Here is a 6,070-nt window from a genome sequence, read left to right as displayed (position 1 = left end):
GCGGGGATGACGCCGTAGGTGGGCAGCGGGCGGAAGCCCTCGCCGTGCAGCTCGTAGACGTACTGGAGCTCCTTCGTGTCGAGCGGGTCCTGCGCGGCGCCCACGCCCAGCGCGTAGAGCGACAGGTCCCGCTCATCATAGGACGAGGTCGTCTCGGGGAACTGGTAGCCGAGCGCCGCGTCGACGTCGATGAACTCGTTGCCGCCCTTGCTCTGGGAGGAGAGGTTGTCCATCACCGGCTGCATGCTGGCGGCGATGTCCGCGGGGTGGGTGGCGTCGGTGAAGTCGGTGATGGCCTCCCAGGACTGCTGGATGGCCTCGGGGGTGATGGCGCGGCCGAGCTTGAAGACCTTGCCGCGGGTGCGCTCCCAGCGCAGCTTGGCCATGAAGCCGCCGCCCACCTCGAAGAGGGCGCCGGACTCCTGGCACTCCTCGTGGCAGAGCCAGGTGACGAGCGGGCTGACGTACTCGGGCTTGAGGGCGTTGACGACCTCCGGGGGCAGCACCGTCTCCGTCATGCGGCTGCCGGCGATGGGGGCAATCGCGTTGACGAGGACGTTCTTCTTGCGGCCCTCGAGGGCGAGCGTGTTGGCGAAGCCCACGAGGCCGAGCTTGGCCATGCTGTAGTTGGCCTGCCCGAAGTTGCCGTAGATGCCGGCGGCTGAGGCCGTGAAGAGGATGCGGCCGTAGCCCTGGTCGCGCAGGTGGGGCCAGGCGGCCTGGGTGACGCGGAAGGCGCCGAGCAGGTGGACGCGGTAGATGAGCTCCCAGTCCTGCTCGCTCATCTTCTGGAAGCTGGTGTCGCGCAGGATGCCGGCGTTGTTGATGACGATGTCCAGGCGCTTGAAGGTGTCGAGCGCGGTCTGGACGATTTTCGTGCCGTCCTCGACGGAGTCGTAGTTGGCGACGGCCTCGCCGCCCGCGGCCTTGATCTCCGCGACGACCTTGTCGGCGGCCTCGGAGCTGCGACCGCCACCGGTGGTGGCCCCTCCGAGGTCGTTGATGACCACCTTCGCGCCCCGGCTCGCGAGCAGCAGCGCGTGCGAGCGGCCCAGACCATTTCCGGCGCCGGTGACGATGGCGACCTTCCCGTCGAAACGAAGCTCGTTGCCCATTCAGTCTCCTTGCGGGCACGGAGAAGACGATGGGACGAGCCGTTTGACAAGTGAGTCAATCTTGCCCGCCGCACTGCGTTGAGAATCCGCACTCCCCATGCGACTCCCGTCGGAGGACACGCCGCTCCCCCACCCCGTCAGTCGCCCTTGCAGGTGTCAGCGAGAGCACTGACCCAGCCCTGACGACGCATGTAAGGAAACCGTTCCCATCCCCACCCTGAATCCCGGAAGACGGGGCGAGCCCCACGCGGAACACCGAGGAGGCGGACATGCGAGGCACCGGGTCGAAGGCAGCGCTCTTCACGCTCGTGGCGGTACTGGGGTCGGTGGGTTGCGGTGGACCGATGGAGGAAGAGGGCACCTTCGAGGAGCAGGACGAGGTGACGCAGGAAGAGGCGGGGGACGTCAGCGCACTCGAGCAGGACCACGCGTCGTGCAAGACCGTCAAGGCGAGCCCGAGGCTGCTCTGGCCGCCGAACCACAAGTTCCACCTCGTCAAGCTGAGCGGCGCGAAGAGCATCAGCATCACGGGGGTGAAGCAGGACGAACCAGTGGATGACCGGGGTGACGGCCACACGTCGCCGGATGCCGCGAAGGTGGAGGGCAAGAAGGACGCGGTGTACCTGCGAGCGGAGCGCAGCGGTCGGGGAGATGGGCGCGTGTACTGCATCAGCTTCACGGCCAAGGACAGCTACGGCAAGACGTGCAAGGGCATGGTGGAGGTCGGCGTCCCGCATGACCAGGGCGGGCGCTCGAAGCCGGTCAACTCCGGGTGCAGGTACAACTCGTTCGGCTACTGACGAGGCCCCTGCCCTGTCCCTCCGAAAGAGGGACAGGGTGAGGAGGCCGGGATGGCGCCCCCATCTCTTCACCGCGCAACAAGCACTCCGTTAGCGGGCTCCACAGGCGGCGGCAAGAAGTAGGATGCGCTCCGCATGTACCTCCAGAGCCTTCAGCTCCAGAACCTTTTGTCCTTCGGACCCGATGCGGAGGCCATCACTTTCGGGCCGCTCAACGTCATCATTGGTCCCAACGGCTCTGGAAAGTCCAACCTCCTTGAGGTTCTTGGCTTGCTCGCAGCGGCACCTGAGGCGCTGCTCGATGCCATCCGCGATGGGGGAGGGGTAGGCGAGTGGCTCTGGAAGGGCACCCGAGAAAAACCACCGGCCCGTGTGGAGGCAGTCGTGGAGATGCCTTGGCCACCACCCCTCACACTTAGATACTCACTAGCCTTCACACAGGTTTCCCAGCAGCTCGAAATCACTGAAGAGCGCATCGAAGACGCCGCTCCTCCATCCGGTGCCAAGCAGGCGCCGTACTTCAGCTTGGCCAACGGACGCCCATCTATTCGTGTGCAGAGGCAGCTGCGGATGATCCTCCCCAAGGTCTACAAGTTCACGGAGTCGATCCTGTCCCAAAGGAAAGACCCGGAGACCTACCCGGAGTTGTCTTCGCTGGGGCTTTTCTTCACCCACATCAACCTGTATCGCGATTGGAGCTTTGGTCGATACACGCCGCCGCGAATGCCGCAGCCCGCGGACCTCCCCAATGCCTACCTCCTGAGAGATGCTCAGAATCTCGGGCTGATCCTGAACCAGATTCGTAAGAATCCAGAGGCCAAGGAGTCGCTCCTGAAGCACTTGGCTCTGGTGTACGAGGGAGTCCGCGATGTCGATGTCAGCATCGAAGGGGGAACAGTTCAGGTCTTCCTCCACGAGAACAAGTGGGTGGTTCCCGCGACCCGCTTGTCCGATGGCACGCTGCGTTGGCTCTCGCTACTGGCCATCCTACTAAACCCCAATGACCAGTACCTCGTCTGCATCGAGGAGCCAGAAATGGGGCTACATCCCGACCTCCTACCGCCGTTGGCCAATCTCTTGAAGGAGGCCGCCCAACGGATGCAACTCATCGTGACGACCCACTCGGACGCACTGGTCGATGCGCTCTCGGACACCCCTGAGTCGGTGCTCGTTTGCGAGAAGCATGAGGGGAGCACCACGATGCGCCGGCTCGACAAGGACGACCTGTCAGACTGGCTCGAGAAATATACGCTCGGGCAACTCTGGCGTCGTGGGGAGCTGGGAGGGAATCGCTGGTGAGTGTGCGCATCTACGTGGAGGGCGGGGGCACTACGGGGGCATTGAAGAGCGAGTGTCGGCGCGGCTTCGCGGAGTTCTTCGCGAAGTTCATCCCGCGAGGGAAGCAGCCGCGGATCATCGCCTGCGGCAGTCGGAACGAGGCGCTCGAAGATTTCAGCACGGCGTTGCGCAAATACAGTGACGAGCACGTCGTCCTGCTGGTGGATGCGGAAGCCGCAGTCCCCCCGGGACAGCCCGTCTGGACGCACTTGAGTCAGCGCGACGGGTGGGAGCCTCCGGAGGGAGCCACGGAGGAGAACACCCATCTCATGGTCCAGTGCATGGAGAGCTGGTTCCTGGCCGACCCCGAGACACTCACCGCCTACTTCGGCCAGGGATTCCAGGCCTCCGCGCTCCCGAGGAATCCGAACATCGAGGCCATTCCCAAGAAACATGTGTTCCGCGCCCTGGAAGCCGCGACCCGACAGACCCGGACCAAGGGGGTCTACTCGAAGGGAGGACACAGCTTCGCCATCCTCGCGCGCCTCGATGCATCAAAGGTACGCAGTGCATCACCGCATGCGGATCGCCTCGCGGTGACGCTCCTGCGACTGGCTTCCTGAGCCCGTCCCCGCCTCCCATGGGGCGGGGCCTGGCGGCCTTCCCACTACCCGCCCATCTTCTCCATGCGGCGCTGCATCTCCTCCGGCGACACGTCCTCGACGTGCTGCGCGAGCGTCCACTTGTAGCCCTCGGGATCCTCGAGCTGGGCGGTGCGGTCGCCGTAGAACTGGTTCTCCAGCGGTCGCAGGATCTTGCCGCCGGCCTTCACGAAGCGCTCGGTGAGCGCATCCACGTTCTCGGTGTAGATGCAGAGCCCCACCGGCGTGCCGCCGTAGCCCTTCGCGCTCTTGTTGCCCCACTCGGGCATCTCGTCCGCGATCATGAGCCGCGAGTCGCCAATCTGCAGCTCCGCGTGGGCGATCTTCCCGCCCGGCATCGGGAGCCGGTACAGCTCGGTCGCGCCGAGCGCCGCCTTGTAGAACTCGATCGCCTTCGCGGCGTCGCGCAGCGACAGGTACGGCGTCAGGGAGTGATATCCGTCGGGAATCGCCTTGGGCATGTGTGCTCCTGAGAGGGGCCCCGCTCCATACGGGGGGAGTCAGCCTGCTTGGCGCAACCCCTCAGGTCAAGCCCTATGCCATCCTCAATCCACGCGCCCTGCGGGCCCGACGCTCCTCGCGGCGGGCGTGGTGGCGGGCCACCATGCCGTAGGTGATGCGGTAGCCCACCCAGGCCGTGGGCAGGCCGAGCAGCACGCCCCCGATGACGAGGCCGAGAATCACCTCGAGCGCGCCAGGGCCGGAGAAGGAGAGCGCCCCGAGGTCGAACGCCCCGGCCTCGGCCCCCGTCCGCTGCTGGGAGGCAGGCAGGAGGTGGTGCGCGATGGGGCGGCCGATGAGGTAGCAGAGGCCGTAGACGGGAGCCATGGTGAAGGGGTTGTTGAGCCACACCCCCGCGGCCGCGGCGACGCGCGACATGTGGAAGGGGGTCAGCCGACGGAACGCCTCGGCGAGGAGGAGCGCCAGGGGCAGTTGCAGGCCCAGGATGGGCAACACGGCGATGAACAACCCGAGCGCCATGCCGCCGGCGATCTCCGCCGGAGCGCCCGCGCCACTCAGCAGGCGCACCCGGGCCCGACGCCACTTCCTCTTCGCGACCTTCCACCACGACGACACGTTCCACCACTCTTCGCTGGCCGAATTTCCTCGGAACCGGCGCCAGGATAATCCGGAGCCCACGCGTTCGCAGGACCACGTGCGGGGAGCCTGGTCGGCTGCCTGCCGTCAAACATCAGAGGGCCGGCATGGCGCTCGGAAACGGACGGAAGCCGAGCGCGGCCTCCACGGTGGCGCGCAGCTCACCCGGGGCCCACGGCGTGGCGAGGGCGAAGTGGATGATGCTGGACTGACTCAGGGTGGAGGCCTCCTGGGGGCGGAACCTGCCGGACAGGAGGATGCGGGGGCCGGGGTAGTCGCGCTCCACGAGGCCGGCGAGGAACTCCGCCGCCCGCTTCGCGTCCGCGAGCCCCAGGTCGATGAGGAGGGCGGCCGGGGCCGGCTCGAGGTCCATCAGCGGCTCGGCCAGGGCGAAGGTGTTGGCGGGGAGCAGCTCGAAGCCCGGGGTCAGCTCCCGCCGCACGGTCTCGCGCAAGCCCGGGTCGTCCGCCACGAAGAGCACACGGATGACACCGGCGGTGCCCCGAGGCTGGGAGCGTCCGTCACCCTGCGGCTGTCGGGAAGCAGGCTCGGAAGGCACGGGCCCAGAGTACCGCCGGGGGAGAACGGGGGGCAACGCATGGCGGCCCACTCCGACGGACAGTGAACCCTGCCAACACCCTCGCTACGCGCTCACGAGCATCAGCTCGGTGATTTCGGGAGCGGGCCCCAGGCGCAGCGGCGGGCCCCCCTCAAGTGTTCGCACCACGAGCGACCGGGCGAGGGACTGGCACATCGCGGGTTCCCCGTCGCTATTCTCCCCCTATGAACTCCCCACACACCAGGCGTATCGGCCGAGCGCTCGGAACGGCCGCCCTGCTCGCGCTCGGGACGGCGGGCGCCCAGGGGCCGGAGCAGTACCTCACCCTCCGCACCCCGCAGGCCGCCATCACGGCGCGCGTCACCGAGAACAGCGTCGTCAGCCCCGACATCCAGGTCACCAGTGACGGGAAGAACCTGCGCGGCAGGGTCTTCGACCAGGTGGTGTTCCTCAGCCTCGACGGCAAGGAGGTGGGCGGCACCGTGGGCAGCCAGCTCGCCCGGTTGAGCCTCCAGAACGAGAACGGCGTCACCGAGGCCCGGGGCACCTTCGCCGGCA

Annotated in this window: 7 protein-coding genes and 1 pseudogene; 4 read left to right on the top strand and 4 right to left on the bottom strand. The window is 67.0% G+C overall.

Features of this window, described 5'->3' with window-relative positions:
- On the bottom strand, nt 1-1,115 hold a 1,115-nt coding region (locus tag VF697_RS09335; RefSeq protein ID WP_331093403.1), incomplete at its 3' end, for an SDR family oxidoreductase.
- A 269-nt stretch (nt 1,116-1,384) separates the two neighbouring features.
- Here VF697_RS09335 and VF697_RS09330 point away from each other — a divergent pair.
- The 3 genes from VF697_RS09330 (at nt 1,385) to VF697_RS09320 (ending at nt 3,816) form a co-directional block, all read left to right on the top strand.
- The gene (locus VF697_RS09330) at nt 1,385-1,915 is read left to right on the top strand and encodes a hypothetical protein (RefSeq protein WP_331093401.1); all 531 of its coding nucleotides are present in this window, start codon (nt 1,385-1,387) and stop codon (nt 1,913-1,915) included.
- A 135-nt stretch (nt 1,916-2,050) separates the two neighbouring features.
- Complete coding sequence (locus VF697_RS09325; RefSeq protein WP_331093399.1) at nt 2,051-3,214, top strand: AAA family ATPase; 1,164 nt, start codon at nt 2,051-2,053, stop codon at nt 3,212-3,214.
- Nucleotides 3,211-3,816 carry a DUF4276 family protein gene (locus VF697_RS09320; protein ID WP_331093397.1) on the top strand — a complete coding sequence of 202 codons (606 nt, stop codon included), beginning with the start codon at nt 3,211-3,213 and terminating at the stop codon, nt 3,814-3,816. The genes VF697_RS09325 and VF697_RS09320 overlap by 4 nt, the downstream gene beginning before the upstream one ends.
- 44 nt (nt 3,817-3,860) lie before the next feature.
- Here the strand turns inward: VF697_RS09320 and VF697_RS09315 are convergent, their stop codons facing one another.
- The 3 genes from VF697_RS09315 to VF697_RS09305 form a co-directional block, all read right to left on the bottom strand.
- Nucleotides 3,861-4,316, bottom strand: coding sequence for a VOC family protein (locus VF697_RS09315; protein WP_331093395.1), 456 nt, complete (start codon nt 4,314-4,316; stop codon nt 3,861-3,863).
- A 73-nt stretch (nt 4,317-4,389) separates the two neighbouring features.
- On the bottom strand, nt 4,390-4,932 hold the full coding sequence (locus tag VF697_RS09310) for a DUF2062 domain-containing protein (RefSeq protein ID WP_331093393.1): 543 nt from the start codon (nt 4,930-4,932) through the stop codon (nt 4,390-4,392).
- Between the two features lie 115 nt (nt 4,933-5,047).
- Nucleotides 5,048-5,512: a hypothetical protein gene (locus VF697_RS09305; protein WP_331093391.1), complete on the bottom strand. Its 465-nt coding sequence runs from the start codon at nt 5,510-5,512 to the stop codon at nt 5,048-5,050.
- Between the two features lie 224 nt (nt 5,513-5,736).
- Between VF697_RS09305 and VF697_RS09300 the strand changes: the two are divergent.
- A pseudogene (locus VF697_RS09300) lies at nt 5,737-6,070 on the top strand (hypothetical protein); the annotation flags it as partial.

This window comes from Archangium sp. (assembly GCF_036388035.1).
Lineage (GTDB): Bacteria > Myxococcota > Myxococcia > Myxococcales > Myxococcaceae > Archangium.
Note: the sequence above shows the minus strand (reverse complement) of the source record. Positions and strands in the feature narration are given on the sequence as shown.

Coding starts and splice junctions, on each gene's coding strand:
- VF697_RS09330 (WP_331093401.1), top strand. CDS start 1,385: ATGCGAGGCACCGGGTCGAAGGCAGCGCTCTTCACGCTCGTGGCGGTA.
- VF697_RS09325 (WP_331093399.1), top strand. CDS start 2,051: ATGTACCTCCAGAGCCTTCAGCTCCAGAACCTTTTGTCCTTCGGACCC.
- VF697_RS09315 (WP_331093395.1), bottom strand. CDS start 4,316: ATGCCCAAGGCGATTCCCGACGGATATCACTCCCTGACGCCGTACCTG.